General features: G+C 62.2%; 13 protein-coding genes. All 13 read right to left on the minus strand.

Annotation, left to right across the window (positions count from 1 at the left end):
- Positions 1-84: 84 nt before the first annotated feature.
- Entirely contained in the window at positions 85-984 is a 900-nt protein-coding gene (gene folD, locus G5S42_RS32785; protein ID WP_176110946.1) for a bifunctional methylenetetrahydrofolate dehydrogenase/methenyltetrahydrofolate cyclohydrolase FolD, read from the minus strand.
- Complete coding sequence (locus G5S42_RS32790; RefSeq protein ID WP_176110947.1) at positions 981-2,348, minus strand: FMN-binding glutamate synthase family protein; 1,368 nt, start codon at positions 2,346-2,348, stop codon at positions 981-983. The genes folD and G5S42_RS32790 overlap by 4 nt, the downstream gene beginning before the upstream one ends.
- Before the next feature lie 15 nt (positions 2,349-2,363).
- Positions 2,364-3,062, minus strand: coding sequence for a GltB/FmdC/FwdC-like GXGXG domain-containing protein (locus G5S42_RS32795; protein ID WP_176110948.1), 699 nt, complete (start codon positions 3,060-3,062; stop codon positions 2,364-2,366).
- Entirely contained in the window at positions 3,050-3,958 is a 909-nt protein-coding gene (locus tag G5S42_RS32800; protein WP_176110949.1) for a class II glutamine amidotransferase domain-containing protein, read from the minus strand. Before G5S42_RS32800 ends, G5S42_RS32795 begins: the two co-directional genes overlap by 13 nt.
- 51 nt (positions 3,959-4,009) lie before the next feature.
- Positions 4,010-5,338: a type III glutamate--ammonia ligase gene (gene glnT / locus G5S42_RS32805; RefSeq protein ID WP_176110950.1), complete on the minus strand. Its 1,329-nt coding sequence runs from the start codon at positions 5,336-5,338 to the stop codon at positions 4,010-4,012.
- An 81-nt stretch (positions 5,339-5,419) separates the two neighbouring features.
- Positions 5,420-6,094, minus strand: a complete 675-nt coding sequence (locus tag G5S42_RS32810) for a hypothetical protein (protein WP_176110951.1) — start codon at positions 6,092-6,094, stop codon at positions 5,420-5,422.
- Entirely contained in the window at positions 6,091-9,054 is a 2,964-nt protein-coding gene (locus G5S42_RS32815) for a glycine cleavage T C-terminal barrel domain-containing protein (protein WP_176110952.1), read from the minus strand. The genes G5S42_RS32810 and G5S42_RS32815 overlap by 4 nt, the downstream gene beginning before the upstream one ends.
- A complete protein-coding gene (locus G5S42_RS32820) occupies positions 9,055-9,312 on the minus strand; it encodes a sarcosine oxidase subunit delta (protein ID WP_176110953.1) in 258 nt (85 codons plus the stop codon).
- Between the two features lie 13 nt (positions 9,313-9,325).
- Positions 9,326-10,513 carry an FAD-dependent oxidoreductase gene (locus G5S42_RS32825; RefSeq protein ID WP_246392237.1) on the minus strand — a complete coding sequence of 396 codons (1,188 nt, stop codon included), beginning with the start codon at positions 10,511-10,513 and terminating at the stop codon, positions 9,326-9,328.
- Between the two features lie 126 nt (positions 10,514-10,639).
- Positions 10,640-11,512, minus strand: coding sequence for a formyltetrahydrofolate deformylase (gene purU / locus G5S42_RS32830; protein WP_217710233.1), 873 nt, complete (start codon positions 11,510-11,512; stop codon positions 10,640-10,642).
- A gap of 469 nt (positions 11,513-11,981) precedes the next feature.
- Positions 11,982-12,626 (minus strand): type II toxin-antitoxin system RelB family anti-toxin, encoded by a 645-nt coding sequence (relB, locus tag G5S42_RS32835; RefSeq protein ID WP_176110955.1) that lies wholly within the window; start codon positions 12,624-12,626, stop codon positions 11,982-11,984.
- Positions 12,627-12,755: 129 nt separating this feature from the next.
- Entirely contained in the window at positions 12,756-13,415 is a 660-nt protein-coding gene (gene narL / locus G5S42_RS32840) for a two-component system response regulator NarL (protein WP_176110956.1), read from the minus strand.
- An 854-nt stretch (positions 13,416-14,269) separates the two neighbouring features.
- Entirely contained in the window at positions 14,270-15,655 is a 1,386-nt protein-coding gene (locus G5S42_RS32845; protein ID WP_176110957.1) for an MFS transporter, read from the minus strand.
- Positions 15,656-15,665 lie beyond the last annotated feature (10 nt).

Below are 15,665 nucleotides of genomic sequence, written 5' to 3' on the forward strand. Positions count from 1 at the left end.
GATCCAGGAGCGTGGGCCGAGGCAAACAAAAAGGGCGTCCGTAGACGCCCGAAACACACTGGATGAAGCAGAATAATTTGCCGCCTAATTTGCCGGCACCTGCCAGAACGGCTGCGGCGGGTGAAACGCCTGGCCGTCCGCAAACCGTTCGGCGGAGCGCAGCGTGTTCTCGATCAGCATCGTGACCGTCATCGGACCCACGCCGCCCGGCACCGGCGTGATCCATGCCGCCCGCTCGCGCACGGGCTCGAAGTCCACATCGCCGACGATGCGCCCGTCCTGCATTCGGTTGATCCCGACGTCGATGACGATCGCACCCTCCTTCACCATCTCGGCCTTGATGAGCCCGGGCTTGCCCGCCGCAACGACAAGAATATCGGCGTGTATCGTGTGCTGTGCGAGGTCCCGCGTCTTCACGTGGCAAACGGTGACGGTCGCTTCCTTCTGCAGCAACATCAACGCCATCGGCTTGCCGACGATATTGCTCGCGCCTACTACCACGACGTTTTTCCCCGCCACATCGATTCCCGTCGTCTCGAGCAGAAGCTGGACCCCGTACGGCGTACAAGGCGGAAAGATCGAGTTGCCCACCACCAGCGCGCCGACGTTGTACAGATGAAAACCGTCGACGTCCTTGTCGACCACGATGCCTTCCAGCACGCGCCGCACGTTGATCTGCGGCGGCAACGGCAGTTGCACGAGAATGCCGTGCGTGCTGCGCTCGACGTTGAGGGCGGCAATTCGGTCGAGCAGTTCCGCCTCGCGGCAGTCCGCGTGAAAGCGATGCATGAACGAACGTACACCGCATTCCGCGCACGCCTTCACCTTGTTCGCCACGTACAGCTCGGACGCGGCGTTGTCGCCGACCAGCACCACCGCGAGACCGGGCACGACACCTCGCACGGACAAGGCCGCCACGCGCTCGCGAAAGCGCGTGCGCAGACGTCGCGCGAGGTGGCGGCCGTCGATCAGTTGCGCCGTCATCGTGCGCCGTTCACGCCGGGGATCCAGTTGGTCCCGGCAAGCGGCACGCGGGCCATCGCCGCTGCTTCGACCGTGAGCGCCACGAGGTCCTCCAGCTCCAGGTGATGCACGTTCTGCTTGCCGCACGCTCGCGCGATCGTCGTCAGCTCCATGTTCAGCGTCTTCAGATAGTTCTTCAAACGCTTCGCGCCGACATCGGGTTTCAGCCGCTCCTGCAACACGGAGTCCTGCGTCGTGATGCCCACGGGACACTTGCCCGTGTGGCAATGGTGGCAGAAACCAGGCGCCGTGCCGAGTCGCGCATAGTCGTCGAGCGCGTTGACATGGTGGCCGTCCTCGACGTACGAAGCGCTATTGCAGCCGAGCGACACCAGCACCCCCTGACCGATCGCAACGGCGTCGGCGCCCATCGCCAGCGCCTTCGCAATGTCGGCGCCGCTGCGGATGCCCCCGGAGATGATGAGCTGCACCTGCCCCTTCATGTTGAGGTCTTCGAGTGCGTCAACGGCTTGGCGCAGGGCGGCAAGCGTCGGAATGCCGACGTTTTCGATGAAGCAGGTTTGCGTGGCCGCCGTACCGCCCTGCATGCCGTCGACGACGATCACGTCCGCGCCGGCATGCACCGCAAGCTTGACGTCATTGAACGTGCGCGTCGCGCCAACCTTCACGTAGATGGGCTTCTCCCAATCCGTCATTTCGCGCAGTTCGAGGATCTTGATCTGCAGATCGTCGGGGCCCGTCCAGTCCGGATGGCGCGATGCCGAGCGCTGGTCGATACCCTCGGGCAGCGTGCGCATCTTCGCGACACGCGGCGAGATCTTCTGGCCGAGCAGCATGCCGCCGCCACCCGGCTTCGCGCCTTGTCCGATCACGACCTCGATGGCGTCCGCCTTGCGCACGTCGTCGGGATTGAAGCCGTAGCGCGACGGCAGGCACTGATAGACGAGCGTTTTCGACGACATCCGCTCTTCTTGTGTCATACCGCCGTCGCCGGTCGTCGTCGAGGTGCCCATCTCCGTGGCCGCACGGCCGAGCGACTCCTTCACATTGGCCGACAGCGCACCGAAACTCATGCCCGCAACCGTGATGGGAATCGCGAGTTCGATCGGCTTTTTGGCGAAGCGTGTGCCGAGCACCGTCTTCGTCACGCACTTCTCGCGGTATCCCTCCAGCGGATAGCGCGACAGCGATGCACCGAGAAACAGCAGGTCGTCGAAGTGCGGCACGCGCCGCTTCGCCCCCAGGCCACGGATCTCATACAGTCCGTGTGCCGCGGCGTTCTGGATATAGTCGATCGTCTTGCGGTCGAAGCCCCAGGACTCTTCAGTGGCGATGTGTTTCATGTGTACGGGCTTGATTTCCATGGCGGGGTCCCTGGTTCAATATTCCTGATTCGCGTCGGCATTCCAGTGGTACAGCGAGCGAGCCGATGCTACGCGTCTGAATTCCTTGGGGTCGAACTCGGCGAATGCCGGGCCGGCTGCGCGCAACAGCTGTGCAACGGCTTCCACGTCGGCGCCTTGCATCGGCTCTTCACGCGCATCCGCACCCAGCGACTTGACCTTGCCGCGCACGTAGATCACCGCCTCGTACAACGAGTCGCCCAGCGCATCACCCGCATCGCCGCAGATCACGATCCGGCCGGCCTGCGCCATGAACGCCGAAAAGCTCCCAACCGATCCCCTCACGACGATGTCCGCCCCTTTGAGCGAGATGCCGCAACGCAAGCCCGCATCGCCTTCGATGACGAGCAGACCGCCGTGCGCGGATGCACCCGCCGCATTGGAGGCGAAGCCCTTCACGTGCACGCGCCCGCTCATCATGTTCTCGGCCACACCCGTACTGGCGCTACCCGAGATCGTCACTTTCGCTTCCTTGTTCATGCCGGCGGCGTAGTAGCCCGCGTGGCCGTCGATCTCCACCTCGATGGGCAAATCGAGTCCCACGGCGATGTTGTGCGCACCATCGGGATTGGAGATGAACACCTTGCGCGTGCCCGCTTGCGCGGCCTCGCGATGCAGGAAGCCATTCACGTCGGTCACCGAGGCGGACGCCAGGTCGAAGTTCACACTGTCCATACGTACATCTCCTCTGGGGCCGGTTCGAAAACACGCGCGTGCTTGATGTCGGGAAGGTGCGCGAGCGAGCGGAACTCCGAAGCAATGGCGACGAAGTCGTCCGTCTCGGCCACGACGGCCGGCTTGCACGCGAACGGATCGCGGATCAGCGCGAGCTTGTCCGGCGTGCCCATCAGGAACGTGTAGAAACCGTCGAGCTGCTCGAAGCCCTTTTGCAAGGCGGTTTCGAGATCGTCGCCCTCACGCAGCCGGTATTCGAGAAAACGGCATGCTGCTTCCGTGTCGTTGTCCGTGTCGAAGCGAATGCCATGCGGTTCGAGCATGCGCCGTACGCCGTTGGGGTTCGACAGCGAGCCGTTGTGCACGAGGCAAAAGTCTTCGCCAGCCGTGAACGGGTGTGCCCGATCGGGCGTCACGGCCGACTCCGTCGCCATACGCGTATGGCCGACCAGATGCGTGCCCGTCAGCGCGCTGAACGCGTAGCGGTCTGCGACCATGCCGGGCGTGCCCGTGTCCTTGTACAGGTCGATCATGCGGCCGGTCGACAGCACATGCAGCCGGGGATGTGTTTCGCGGATCCAGTGCTTGACCGTCTCGGGATCGATGGCGACGCTCAGGATCGCGTGATTGTCCTTCGCATGCACCGACGCCTTCGCGCCGAGATGCTCGTTCAACTCATGCGCGAGCCCCTGCCAGTTGAAGTCGGCGCCCTCATCGGTGAGGCCCGAGTAGAGGCTGATCTTGCGCACGCCATCCGCAGTGGGCTCCGTGAACACGGCCAACCCTGCCGAATCGGGCCCCCGCTCCGTCATGCCCAGCAACATCGGCACCATCAATTCTCCGAGCCGGCCCCGCAGCTCGGGCTTTTTAACAAGTAATCCTACAATTCCGCACATCGTTTTCTCCTCGCGATCACATTCAAATCGACAAACTGTCCTGGTTTTTGGTCAGAAAAATTCGAGGTACGTCTTCTGTTCCCAGTCCGACACATGGCGCATGTACTCGATCCATTCCATGTTCTTCAGACGCAGGAATTCCCCGCCCGCCGGTCCCAGCGCTTCGAGCATCACTTCATCGCGCTCCAGTGCCTGCAGCGCGGCCGAGAGGTTCTGCGGCAGGATGCTGATGCCGTGCTCATTGAGTTCCTGCGGGGACATTTCGTAGAGATTGGCATTGCACGGCTTGCCTGGCTCCAGACGGTTCTCGACGCCATCGAGCCCGGCCGCGATCACGGCGGCCGTCGCGAGATATGCGTTGCAGGCGGCGTCGGGCAGGCGCAGTTCGATCCGGCCGCCCGGAATACGCACCATCGACGAACGATTGTTGTCGCCATAGCTCACGTAGGCGGGTGCCCATGTCGCGCCAGTCAAGGAACGGCCCACGACAAGACGCTTGTATGAATTGACCGTCGGGGCGCAGATCGCCGTGAGCGCCGCGGCATGCTTGAGAATGCCCGCCGTCCAGTGATACGCGAGCTTCGAAAGGCCAAGACCGTTCTCGTCGTGGTCGTCGGCGAAGAGGTTTTTCTTTCCGTCCGAAATCGACATATGCATATGCATGCCGTTGCCGGGCCGGTTCGCGAAGGGCTTCGGCATGAACGAACAGATCAGGCCGAGTTCGTTCGCGATCTCCGCGGCCGCCATCTTGAAGAAGACGTAGTGATCGCAGGACTTCAGGCAATCCGTGTACGTGTAGTTGATCTCGAACTGGCCGTTGGCGTCTTCGTGGTCGATCTGATAGACATCGATGCCTGCCTTGATGAGCGCATCCGTCAGGCGTTCGAGGAACTCGCGCGAGCGCGAGAGCCCCTTGTAGTCATAGCAGGGTTTGGGCAACGCGTCGGTGTGATCGCATGGCACGATCGCGCCGTCGGGGCCCTTGCGCAGCAGGGAGAACTCGGGCTCGAGGCCCGTGTTCAAAATCCAGCCCCGTTCTTCGAGACGCCGCACCTGCTTCTTGAGCGTCACGCGGCTTTCGAACGGCCAGGGTTCGCGCTTGACATGTCCATCGCACACGATGCGGGCGTAGCCCGGCTGCCATGGCACGAGTTGCAACGTGTCGATGTCGCCGACGGCCATGAAGTCAGGCCCCTGCGGATCGATACCGAGCCCCCACACTGCGAAGCCTGCGAAACCGGCGCCTGCCGTCAGAATGCTGTCCAGGTGAGCGGCGGGCACGGACTTCGTCTTCGCCACTCCGTGGATGTCGACAAACTGGGCGAGGATGTACTTTATCTCGTTTTCTGCTAGAAACTTGCGGGCGAATTCGGGGGTCATGTGAATGTCCTCAAACGTAATAAGTCCAGGGGTTTCGGAGAACGCTGGCCCGTGTTCGCGCCCGCGTCGACCACGTGCTCACTACCGGGGCGGCGACTGATCGATATCCGTAATCGCGGCGATCCCGACCGGGCCGCCGCCAAGCTCGGCAGCGATGCCCGAGAAGGTTTCCCACAGATACAGCCCGTACGTTCCGTCGGCCCAGATCCGGTAGTAAGGCTTGCCTGCCCGGGCGCCTGGCATGACGGTGACGGCGACTCCCGCCATCGAGGTCAGCACGACTGGCCGGGCCGCCAGATCGAGCGCGCGGAAGTTGACATTGCAGGTTTGCAGCAACAACTCGTGCACCGCTTCGCCGCACAGCACGAGCGCGACATCCTGATGCAGCACGGGATACACGTGCACGGGCGTGTCGAGATGCGACATCCGCACCGAGCTGCCTTGAATGACTCCGTCTTCGATCAGATACTCGGCGAGGCCCAGCCGCAACACCACGCCACCGGCGGCGAGCGGCGCCCAGCTATTGGGCTGCGCCGGCACGGGAATGCCCTGTGCCTGTAGCCAGGCGGCCACGCCATTGCCCTTGAAGCCGGTGCGGGCAAGGTACGAAACGTCGGCAATCCCGAGCGTCTGTGCCCGTGCGCTGTCTGCGTCATCGATCTGCTCGACGACGCGCATGTCGTCGCGCACGCTCCATCGCAGGCTCGCCGGCTTGCGTGCATCGCTGACCGGGCTCATTCGAAGTGGCGCGTTCATGCGGTCTCCTTTTTCGGCGAAGCGGTTTCGGTCGTGACGCTGTCCTTCTGACGTTCGTTCTCCGGGTCGTAGAACGGTGTGGAAACGACCGTTGCGGGAACCATCCGGCCATCCGTCAAACGGAAGCTGATGCGCGTGCCGGGCTCGGTCTGGTCCGGCCGCACGAACGCGAGACCGATCGTCTTTTTCAGGGTTGCGCTCCATGCGACGCTCGTCACGCGCCCCGCAATCTCGCCGCGATCGATCACGAGATGACACTCGCGCAGCCCGGTTTCGCGTTGACCCGCGTCCAAAGCAAAGCCGACGAGGCGCTGTTTGGCCGGCGCCCTGTCGATGATCTGCAGGCTGCGCTTGCCGACGAAGAACGGCTTGTCCATCTTCACGGCCCATTCCATGCCCGCGTCGCGCGGCGTCGTCAGACCATCGGTGTCCTGGCTGACGATCACGTGGCCCTTCTCCAGCCGCAACAGACGCTGAGCTTCGACACCGAATGCACGAATGGCGTGTTCCTTGCCGGCTTCGAGAAGCGTGCGCCAGAGCGCTGCGCCGTACTCGGCGGGAATGTGGATTTCGTAGCCCCATTCGCCGACGAAGCCGACCCGCATGAGCCGTGCTGGCACGCGATGCTGATCGAGCGCGATGCCCGTCACGCGCACACCGAGATACGGAAACGCGGCGGACGACAGATCCAGATCGACGAGCCTGGCCAGCACCGCACGCGACGCCGGGCCGGCGAGATTGACCGCCGCAAACGCGCCCGTGACGTTGACGATGCCGCAATCGAGTTGCCAGATGGTGTTGAGCCGCGACAGCTCGCGATAGATGGCGGCAGCGCCCGAGGTCGTCGTCGTGAAGTAAAAGTGATCATCCGCGAGACGCGCGATCACCCCGTCGTCGATCACCACACCCGATTCGTCGCACATCACCGCATAGCGCGTCATGCCGGGCTTCAGGCCTGCGTACTTCGACACGTACACGCGTTCCAGAAATTCGGCGGCCTGCGGCCCGCGCACCTCGATCTTGCCGAGCGTGCCCACGTCGATGACGCCCACGCCATTGCGCACCGCGAGCGCCTCTTCCTCGATGCATGCCCCGCGCGCCTTGCCCGGGACCGCGTAATACTCCGGCCGCTGCCAGACCCCTGCCGCCATCCAGACTGCATTGAGCGACTGATGCTGCGCGTGCAGCGGCGTGCGCCGCTCGGGATTGAAACCACGGCCGGCGAGATGCGACATCGGCACCGGATGGAAGAACGGCCGCGCCGTGGTCGTGCCGACTTCCTGCGGCTTTTTGCCGGTGAGCCGTGCAAGGATGCGCAGGCCGTTCATGTTCGAGTGCTTGCCCTGGCTCGGCCCCATGCCGTTTGTCGAGAAGCGCTTCAACAGTTCGATGTTGTCGAAACCCTCCTGAACCGCATTCGCGAAGTCCTTCAGTTGCAGGTCCTCGTCGAAATCCACGAAGTTCTTGCCGGAATCATGGCCCACGATCGGCCAGGGATGAGAAGGCGATTCCTGCTCCGCGAGACGCGACCCGGTCGCGCTCGCCGTCTTCACATCGCAGAAGCCGCTGCGCGCCGCCGCCTGAATGCCGGCGCGCGCGCCGTCCAGCATCTTGCTCTCGAACGTATAGACGCCATTGACACGGCCGCACGCGAAGACACCGGGCGGCAACTGCTCCGGCACGAACTGCTCGACGTCATGGTCGAAGCGCATCTTCGTGTTGGCCTGGTACAGAAGGTTCGCCGCGGGCGCCCAGCCCACGCTCATGAGCAACGTGTCGCATTCGATCAGGCGCGTCGCGACCGTCGAGGCGCGCAAACCGTCTTCCGCCGAGAACGCGCCGACGCGTACGCCCGTCAACTGGCTGCCCTTGGCGTCCGGCACGGCCTCGACGACACAGCTCGACATCAGCACGTCGACACCCTTCGCTCTCAGAACGCGTTCGAGCTCCTGGCATTTGTGCGATGCGCGCAGGTCCACGACCGCAGCGACCGGGATGCCGCGAGCGAGCATGTCCAGTGCCGCGCGATAGCCATCGGCGTTGGCCGTGAGCACCACGGCCCGTTTCCCGGGCGCGACGCTGTAGCGATACGCGAGTCGCTGCGCCGCCGAAGCCAGCATCACACCGGGCAGGTCGTTGTTGCGAAATACTGCCGGCTGCTCGAATGCACCGCTCGCGACGATCACCGCTTTCGCGCGCATCTTCGTAATGCGGGTCGGCTCCACAAGAGGCACCCACAGGTCAGCGTAATACGCCGCCGCGAGCGTTTCCGTCATCACGCGGATGCGCGGGTGTCCAAGCGCCGCCGTCTCCAGCTCACGGGTCCGCTCGAATCGCTTCTCGTCGCCACCCAGTTGATAGCCGCCGCTGCCGCCGATGCGCGCGTTCTCGTCGACGATGACGACGTCGGCGCCCTGTTGAGCCGCAGCGAGCGCCGCCGAAAGACCCGACGGGCCCGCGCCGATCACGAGGACGTCACAGAAGCCATAGCGTTTCGGTGTGCGAATATGCGGCGCGTTGAAGTCGACGGTACCAAGGCCCGTCATCGCGCGAAACATGCGTTCCCAACGCGGAAACCAGCGCTTGCTGTGGAACGCCTTGTAGTAGAAGCCGACGGGGAGGAACGCGGCGAGCTTGCCAATGACGCGCCCTCGATCCGCGTCCACGCCGCCGAACGTGTTGACCGAATGCCAGTTGCCCTGCGTCAGGGCCGTCACATCTGCGCGCACATTCAATCTCGCGCCGTCCTGAAGCATCACGTTGACATCGTGATTGGCGAGCGAAAGCACGCCGCGTGGCCGGTGGTATTTGAAGCTGCGGCCGAGCACGTGCACGCCGGATGCCCACAGTGCGCTCGTGATCGTATCTCCTGTAAGGCCGCTATAGTGCTTGCCTTCGTACGAGAAGCCGATGTGCGTATTGCGTGTGATCCATTCGCCGCGATGAGGTGTGAGACGCATTCAGGCCTCCGCGCCGGCAAGGTAAGTACGCAGCACGAGATCTTTCGCAGTATCGCGCTCGGCAATGAACCACGTGTTGCTCGAGGTGTGGCACCACCACTCCTGCTTCACGCCCGCAGCGCCGTTGCGGCAGAACACGTAGTCGGCCCATTGCGCATCGTCCGCGACCAGCGGGTCTGGCATCGGCCGTATCTCGCCCCAGTATGTAAACTCCGACATCGGGCGCGCACCATTAACCGGACAGGTCATGATCTTCATCGTCTTCTCCAGGTCAGTGGCCAACGGATGCCGCACCCTTTTCGCCCGTCAGCGAGAAGCGGCGGAACCGGTCAAGCGAGAAACCCTCGATCAGCGGGTGGCTGGTGTCGTTCGCCACCGTGTACGACATCGTCTTGCCGCATACGGGCGTGGCCTTGAAGCCCCAGGTGCCCCATCCCGCATCGAGGTAGAAGCCCTCAACGGGAGTCTTGCCCATGATGGGCGCAAAGTCAGGCGTCATGTCGGCCATCCCCGCCCATTGCCGCATCACCTTCGCGTGCGACAGGAACGGGAACATTTCGAGCATGTGGGCAGTGAGGCCTTCCACGAAATCCAGCGTGGAGCGGGTCGAATGCAGCTCGTACGGATCGAGCGACGCACCCATCACGAGTTCCCCGCGCGCCGACTGGCTGATGTAGACATGCAGGCTGCCGGACACGAGGATCGGATCGAGCCAGGGCTTGAGCGGCTCGCTCACCATCGCCTGAAGCGGATGGATGAAGATGGGCGTGCGCACGCCTACCATGTCCGTCATGCGAGGGGTCGAGCCCGCGACGGCGCACAGCACCTTGTTCGTCGAGATGTAGCCGCGCGAGGTCTTCACCCCTTTGACCTTGCCCCCCACCACGTCGATGCCGAGCACCTCGGTTTGCTGATGAATCTCGACGCCTCGCTGATCCGCCCCGCGCCCGTAACCCCAAGCCACGGCATCATGCCGCGCGACGGCGCCTGGCGCGTGATACAGCGCTCCCATGATCGGCGCGACACCCCCGCATGAAATATCGATCATCGGCGCGGCTTTCTTGACTTCGTTCGGCCCGACGACTTCCGAATCCACCCCGTAGTGTTTGTTGACTTCCGCGCGCCAGCGCATCGTGCGCATCGCAGAATCGGTATGGGCAAGCGTGTAGTGGCCGCGCGTCGAATAGAACAGGTTGAGGTCGAAGTCCTGAGAAAGGTCCTGCCAAAGTTTCACGGACTCGTCGTAGAACTTCACGCCTTCGGGCGTCAGATAGTTCGAGCGGATGATCGTGGTGTTACGCCCGGTATTACCTCCACCGATATACCCCTTTTCCAGCACTGCTACGTTCGTAATGCCGTGCTCCTTCGCAAGGTAGTACGCCGACGCAAGACCGTGGCCTCCAGCGCCGATGATCACCACGTCATATGAACGACGCAACGTGTCGTGTCTGGTAAACATTCTCGGTTCGGGGTGTTTCTTCGAGAGAGCGAAGCGGACAAGACGCCATGGCATAACACACACTCCTTTGTGTTGCCCCGCAAGGGGGCGACTCTGCGACCTGAACAACCAAAGATGACCGAGCAACTACCGCAGGACGATGGTCTTGTTGCCGTGGACGAGCACACGATCCTCGAGGTGATAGCGTAAGCCCCGCGCCAGTACGGCCTTTTCGATATCGCGGCCAAGCCTCACGAGATCGTCTGGCCGGTCCGAATGGCGCACGCGAATCACGTCCTGCTCGATGATCGGCCCCTGGTCCAGTTCTTCCGTCACGTAGTGACAGGTGGCACCCGTGAGCTTCACGCCGCGCCCGTATGCCTGGTGATAAGGCTTGGCGCCCACGAAGCTCGGCAGGAACGAGTGATGGATGTTGATGATTCGCCCCGGATAGGCCGAGCAAAGGGTCGGAGACAGAACCTGCATGTAGCGCGCGAGCACCATCGTGTCGGCGCGCGCATCGTCGAACAGGCGCTGGACTTGGTCGTACGCCTGTGCCTTGTTGTCGGGGGTGACGGGCACGTAGTGAAACGGAATGCCGTGCCACTCGACGAAGCTGCGCCACGTCTCGTGATTCGAGATCACGCACGGAATCTCGATGTCCAGCTCACCCGCCTTCCAGCGCGCGAGCAGATCGTAGAGACAGTGTTCGAGCTTCGATACGAGTATCACGACCCGCTTCTTGACCGAGTTGTCGGAGATCTTCCAGTCCATCGCATACTCGCGAGCGATGTTGGCAAAGCGCTCGCGAAACGCGTTGATGCCGAATGGCAGCGACTCCGCTGCAATCTCATGACGCATGAAAAAGCGCTTTTCGATCTCGTCCGCGTGATGAGTGGCCTCGGTGATCCACGCGTGATGTTCGGCCAGGAACGTGCTTACAGCGGAAACGATCCCGATGCGGTCGGGACACGAAAGGGTAAGCGTGAAGCGGTGCATGGAGGAGGACATGGTGCGCATCGAACCGAAGTGGAGAGTCGTTGAGCACAACAGTAGCCAGATAAAACGCCACCGTCAACGTGAATCAACTTTTTTTCTTGTCAGGAAACACCCGTACGACTTTTCTACCCATGGGGGAGTATCGCGATGCATGTAATCCCACCACCCAGAAAATCGCTCCCGTCTACCCCAAAAATGCTCTGCAATCCCCACCCCGAGTCCGTGGTACATCTATGCTCGCGACACGTATCTGTCGAAAGCTTGCCTTTTGAATAGCGTGAATGCGAAGAGCGGGATGAGTGCGCACCCCCGACAGGCAGGTGCGGATTTGCGCGAGGCGTCGAACTTGTCGATGTGCGCTCGGTCGACGCAGCGCTCAATCGCTGTCAGTTCGACCGTGCGCTAGTTGATGCCGTGGCGCGCGAAAGGCAGTCGTCCCGCCGGCGCGCCAGTTTGTGGAAGGTCGTGATGCCAGAACGCAGGTGAAATGCTATTCACTCACGTCGGGCGAGTGCCCGTAGATGATGACGGTAATGAAGCGGATGGGCAATTTGATTAGTCGTTCGGGGCCATGCGCAACCGAACCTTGAAAGGTCAGTGCGTCGCCGGGCTGCAGCAGATAACTGCGATTGCCATGGCGATATTCCATTTTTCCCTGCAGCATATAGATGAACTCGGTGCCGGGGTGCTCGAAAGTAGGAAATACCTCGGCTTCGTCGTCCAGCGTGATGAGGAACGGTTCGAACAGCTTGACGGGCCCCTGGTCATAGGCGAGCAGATGATACGTGTGCCCTTTGGTGGTACCGCGCCGCACTACCTCCATTCCAGTGCCCGACTTCACGTGCTGCGCATTCCCCTGGCGATGCTCGAAGTTCTTGAATAGCGCGGAAATCGATATGCCCAGTGCGCGCGCAAGGCTCACGATAGAGTCCAGGCTGGTCGAGACCTGCCCGTTCTCGATCTTCGACACCATGCTGCGCGACAGACCGCTTTGCTCCGCGAGGTCGGCAATCGTCAGTCCCTGATTCGTCCGGTGCTCCTTGACGACCTTCCCAAGGAATGCCTCGATCGACCTCCCGTCGCCAGTCTCATCAGACTCACTGGCAAACAACTCGGAATCTTTTTCGCTTTTCATCGCTCGGCTCTACACGTGACTATCGACAACCGGATGCGGAGACCCATGCGTAACGGCCCGCACTCGCATAGTACCAGCGGCTGGCGAAGGAAGGACGAGTTCTTTCCGTCTGGCTATCGACGTGCGATGTCAGCCACGGGACAGATTGCGGCGCGCATGGTGCTCCTGGTGCCAGACGACGGCCTCAACCCTCGAATGCAGATCGAGCTTGTGCAACAGGTGCTTGACGTGCACCTTGACGGTTCCCACGCTGATATCGAGCTTGCGCGCTATTTCCTTGTTGCATAGGCCTTTTACCAGATATTCCAGGACTTCGTACTCGCGTGGCGAGAGGCCCGTCCCGTTGACGTGAGGAGGCTGTCTGGCGGACAAAGCATCAAACAGCTTGCCCGTCACCGCTTCGCTGAGCACGGACGTGCCCTGCAGCGCTTTCTGGAGGCAAAGGCACAACTGCTCGGGCTCCATGTCCTTCAATAGATACCCGCTTGCGCCAGCGCGAAAAGCTGCGATGACATCGCGCTCGTTGTCCGATACGGTCAGTATCAAAAAGCGGGCTTGTACGCCATGTTGCCGTAGCGACTCTAGCGTTTCGATTCCACTCATATCCGGCATGCTCAGATCGACCAGGACAAGATCGGGCTTGAGCTGAATCGCAAGTTCAACGCCTGCACGGCCGGACGAGGCTTCCCCGACGACTCGAAACGCCTGATTCATCTGAATGAGCTGCGCAACACTCTTGCGAAAGAGCGCATGATCGTCGATTAGCAGTACGGTATAGACGGGGTCCATTCCCATTCCTCATGCTTGACCAGCTTGGGCCGGGATTCAGCCACTTGTCACAACTCGATCATCACCCTTGCAGCGAAATCAATCTGCGCGGCTGTGTGAAATCCTCATCACCCCGCGTGCGATCCCCATCCGGTCAGCCAATTGCCGTACCGAGTTTGTGAACTGACTCGCACCTAGTGCGTAGATCCGCAGACCAACGTGCACCGTGTGCATCGAGTGCTCGAGCGCCCACAAGAGGTCCGCTTCCTCGGAGAACCACCGGGCAACGGCGGTCGGCAACACGTGTGCTGCACCGGTGCCGGCCTGCGCCATCAATGGGTCCCCCGTCCAAACTTCGATCCGCGAAAGATCCGCCTACGCGGCGAACGCATTCGCGCAATCTTCCAGAGCCGCTTCCGACATGACGAACCGGTGTTCGGTGCCGTTCGGATCCGCTGGAAAAAGAACTCATCGCGGCTTCTCCAGATTAGCCTTCTGACGTCCGAAACAGGATCCTGGAGATTCAAGGCTATATCAATGCCCAGTGCGAGGTAGTCCTGGGAGAAGGTCCTTGAAGGGGCCGCAAACGGTCGCCACCCCCAGATAGCGTCTCGACGATGGGGTACGTGGATGCGCTCCTGTCTTGCCGTGGCGCCTGGCCCCTGCTGGGGCTGCCTACCCCCTGGAGGTATTACTAGAATGAAGTTGCCATATCTAGCACCTGAACTGACACTATGGGCCAATGGAATTCAAGCAAAGATCTGGTCGTGCCGGTGTCATCGCGCTTCTTCGAACGCCGCCCCCTCGCCTGGCTCCCGCTCCAGCACCGAAAATGACCAGGTCCTGGACGGCACGGCAACCGGATCGATTTGCACTCACCGCGCCAGAGGATGCGGCGAGTGCGCGGACGCTCGCGCGCCCGGCGCCACGGCCGCCTCATCTCCCGGCTCCGCGGACAGATCGCGCTTGAAAGTCTCTGCGAGGAAAAACGCGCACACGAGGCTCAGCAATCCTGTCACCGCGATATAGATCGAAATGGGCAACGTGTGGCCAAAGGTCGCGAACAGATAGGTGGCGATCAATGGCGTCGGTCCCGACGTGATGATGCCGGCGATTTGATACGGCAGCGAAGCACCTGTATAACGCACCCGGGTCCCGAACAGTTCAGCGAACCACGTCGATTGCACGCCGTACACCGACGCCTGGCTCAACGCGATGCCGCAGACGTACGCCACGAAAATCAAAGTCGGATTGCGTGTGTCGAGCAACGGGAAGAACGCGAATCCATAGATTGCCACGAATACCGCGCCGAGCATGAAGACGGTCCGGCGTCCGATAGCGTCCGACAGCTTGCCGAACAGCGGCAGCGTGAACAGCGCAACCACGCAGCCCACAATGATGGCGTTCAGCAGCAGTCCGCGCGACAAGCCGAGCCGCGTCGTTCCGTACACCAGCACGAACACGTTGATCACGTTGAAGGTGATGTCGACCGCGAAGCGCGTGCCGATCGTCAGCACGAGGTCTTTCGGATGCCGGCGCAGCAATTCGATCAGCGGCGCTTTCACGACCTGCCTGCTCGCCTTGATCTGTTCGAATACCGGCGACTCCATGACGCGCAGGCGGATGAACAGGCCGATCGCGATCAGCGCGACGCTCAGCAGGAACGGCAGGCGCCATCCCCAAGAGTAGAACGCCTCCGACGGCAGACTCGAGACGGCTTTGAACACGGCGGTCGAGAGCATCAATCCGAGCGGCACGCCCAATTGCGGGAACGCGCCGAAGAAACCACGTTTTCTGGCCGGTGCCGTTTCGACCACCATCAGCACCGCCCCGCCCCATTCGCCGCCGACGCCGAGCCCTTGCAGGAAGCGCATCGCGACCAGCAGCATCGGCGCCCAGACGCCGATCGAGGCGTAAGTCGGCAGCAGGCCGATCACGAAGGTGCCGACGCCCATGATCGTCAGCGTCGCGACGAGCGTCGCCTTACGTCCGATGCGATCGCCGAAGTGCCCGAAAAACACGGCGCCGAAGGGCCGGGCGAGATAGCCGACCGCAAAACTTCCGAACGCCGCGATGGTGCCGACCATCGGATCGAACGAGGGAAAGAACAGCTTGGCGAAGACCAGCGCCGAAGCGGTGGCATAGAGAAAAAAGTCGTACCACTCGATAGCGGTCCCGACCACCGAGGCGACCAGCACACGGTTGACGGCCGACCGACCGATAACCGGCGCGTTGCCGGATGAAATGGGCGATGTTTTCACGTCTCCTCCC

The organism is Paraburkholderia youngii, from assembly GCF_013366925.1.
GTDB classification, from domain to species: Bacteria; Pseudomonadota; Gammaproteobacteria; order Burkholderiales; family Burkholderiaceae; genus Paraburkholderia; species Paraburkholderia youngii.

What these genes read in the sequence shown, in the direction of transcription:
- folD (WP_176110946.1), bottom strand. Translation starts at nt 984, where the DNA reads ATGACGGCGCAACTGATCGACGGCCGCCACCTCGCGCGACGTCTGCGC.
- G5S42_RS32790 (WP_176110947.1), bottom strand. Translation starts at nt 2,348, where the DNA reads ATGGAAATCAAGCCCGTACACATGAAACACATCGCCACTGAAGAGTCC.
- G5S42_RS32795 (WP_176110948.1), bottom strand. Translation starts at nt 3,062, where the DNA reads ATGGACAGTGTGAACTTCGACCTGGCGTCCGCCTCGGTGACCGACGTG.
- G5S42_RS32800 (WP_176110949.1), bottom strand. Translation starts at nt 3,958, where the DNA reads ATGTGCGGAATTGTAGGATTACTTGTTAAAAAGCCCGAGCTGCGGGGC.
- glnT (WP_176110950.1), bottom strand. Translation starts at nt 5,338, where the DNA reads ATGACCCCCGAATTCGCCCGCAAGTTTCTAGCAGAAAACGAGATAAAG.
- G5S42_RS32810 (WP_176110951.1), bottom strand. Translation starts at nt 6,094, where the DNA reads ATGAACGCGCCACTTCGAATGAGCCCGGTCAGCGATGCACGCAAGCCG.
- G5S42_RS32815 (WP_176110952.1), bottom strand. Translation starts at nt 9,054, where the DNA reads ATGCGTCTCACACCTCATCGCGGCGAATGGATCACACGCAATACGCAC.
- G5S42_RS32820 (WP_176110953.1), bottom strand. Translation starts at nt 9,312, where the DNA reads ATGAAGATCATGACCTGTCCGGTTAATGGTGCGCGCCCGATGTCGGAG.
- G5S42_RS32825 (WP_246392237.1), bottom strand. Translation starts at nt 10,513, where the DNA reads ATGTTTACCAGACACGACACGTTGCGTCGTTCATATGACGTGGTGATC.
- purU (WP_217710233.1), bottom strand. Translation starts at nt 11,512, where the DNA reads ATGCGCACCATGTCCTCCTCCATGCACCGCTTCACGCTTACCCTTTCG.
- relB (WP_176110955.1), bottom strand. Translation starts at nt 12,626, where the DNA reads ATGAAAAGCGAAAAAGATTCCGAGTTGTTTGCCAGTGAGTCTGATGAG.
- narL (WP_176110956.1), bottom strand. Translation starts at nt 13,415, where the DNA reads ATGGACCCCGTCTATACCGTACTGCTAATCGACGATCATGCGCTCTTT.